The sequence below is a fragment of the Sphingomonas sp. genome (assembly GCF_031426035.1).
Classification (GTDB): Bacteria; Pseudomonadota; Alphaproteobacteria; order Sphingomonadales; family Sphingomonadaceae; genus Sphingomicrobium.
Map to the genome: position 1 here is coordinate 1 of NZ_JANPKO010000028.1, position 1,814 is coordinate 1,814.

Below are 1,814 nucleotides of genomic sequence, written 5' to 3' on the forward strand. Positions count from 1 at the left end.
TGCGATGTCGCGCAGGGCTATGTCATCGGCCGCCCGATGAGCCTCGAAAGCCTGTCCAAACAGCTTCCGACCAAGACCAGGAGTATCTCCGCGCAGAAATAGTGAATCGTTTGCTAACCATATCGATTAGGGTTAATGTCCTCTCCAGCTGCCCCGTGCAGTTGTGGAACAAGGGGACGTTCGATGAAGAAGCAAACGGTAAGCAAGCGCGGGTTCTGGAGCTGGCTTCTCGGAAGCGGCTGGAGCAACACCGGCTCGGCTGGCTAGGGTTGGTTCGGCGGCGCTCGCAGCCGCCTTTCATCAACTTTCTCAATAATATCGGGAGCGCCTGCGGCATCGTGGGCGCTTTCGTGCGACCGGGTGGTCTGACTACCTGACGATTTTCACCCCCCCCGCCGCGGCATTAGTGAACAAGCATCCAGTCTCGCGCGGATCGCGTCCGAATCGGGCACCGCGACTCGGCACATGAGTTTGGATTCGGTTCGCGCCTGGCTCGCGACAAATGCACCCGACCTGCGGCTGATCGAGGTCGCCGCGAGCACCGCCACGGTCAACGCCGCGGCGCGCGCGCTGGGAGTCGCGCCGTGCCGTATCGCCAAGACGTTGGCGGTGCGCGCCGGAAGCCAAGTGTTCCTGCTGGTCACGCGCGGGGACGCTCGACTCGATAACGGCAAGTGCAAGGCCGAACTCGGCGCGCGCCCCCGCATGCTCGACCCCGACGAGACTTTCTCGCTGACCGGCCATCCGGTGGGCGGGGTATGCCCGTTCGGCCTGGCGACCCCGCTCCCGGTGTTCCTTGACCTATCGCTTCGGCCGCTCGGCTTGGTCTATCCGGCGGCAGGCTCCCTCAACACTTCCGTCGAGGTCGATGTCGACCGCTTATTCGCCTTGGTCGGCTCGCGTTGGGTCGACCTCTGCCGCCTCCCTGAGGAACCGACCGGGAGCTAGGTCGCCAGCGGCGACGTCGGCAATCGGCCATGGCGTACCGGCGATCAGCGATTGTGCAATGCGCGCCATCGCGGGCGCGGTCTGGAGGCCGAAGCCGCCCTGCCCTGCGAGCCAGAAGAAACCGTCGGAGTCGGGCGCGAACCCGGCCACCAGGCGGCGGTCCGGGGCAAAGGTGCGCAAGCCCGCCCAGCGGTGGATCACCCGCTCAACGCGCATCGCCAGCCGCTCCTCGATCCGGTGCGCGGCAAGCGCGACCTCATATTCGTCGGGCTGGGCGTCGCATGGGTCGCTCGGCACTTCGTCCATCGGTGAGGCGAACAGGCGGTCGCCTTCCGGCGCGAAATAAAGCTCGTCGGCAACGGTCTTGGCGAACGGCCAGCCGGCGAGGTCGGTGCCGGGCGGCGGGTCGAAGGTGATGATGGTGCGCTTGAGCGGGGCGAGGCTTAGCGGGGCGACGCCGGCGAGCGCGGCGATGGCGTCGGCCCACGCCCCGGCGGCGTTGACCAGCAGCGGCGCGGCGAAGCGATCGCCGCGCTCGGTTTCGATTTCCCATCGCCCGCCGCCGCGGTGGATGCGGTGCGCGCGGGCATCGAGCACGAGGTTTGCGCCGGCGCTGCGCAACTGGCGCTGATAGCCTTGCAGCAAGGCGTGCGGATCGAGGCGGAGGCCGTTGCGGTCGACGATGCCCGCGACCGCGCCGCTCGGGCCGGTACGGAGCAGCGGGCACAGCTCGGCGACCCCGGCGGCGTCGAGCTGCGCGGGCACCGCGAACGGGAGGATCTCCTGGCGCAACTGCTCGAGCGCGTCGAGCTCGTCGGCGCGGGCGTGGACGAGCATCGGCATGCGCTGCGCGAGCGGGGTTTCGG

2 protein-coding genes are annotated in these 1,814 nt (G+C 68.2%); one reads left to right on the top strand and one right to left on the bottom strand.

From position 1 onward, the window contains the following. The first annotated feature begins 465 nt into the window (after positions 1 to 465). Complete coding sequence (locus RMP08_RS01770) at positions 466 to 948, top strand: YbaK/EbsC family protein (RefSeq protein ID WP_310467245.1); 483 nt, start codon at positions 466 to 468, stop codon at positions 946 to 948. Here the strand turns inward: RMP08_RS01770 and RMP08_RS01775 are convergent. Next, positions 880 to 1,814: FAD-binding oxidoreductase (locus RMP08_RS01775; protein ID WP_310467247.1), on the bottom strand; the 935-nt coding region annotated here is incomplete at its 5' end. The two genes, RMP08_RS01770 and RMP08_RS01775, sit on opposite strands and share 69 nt — an antisense overlap.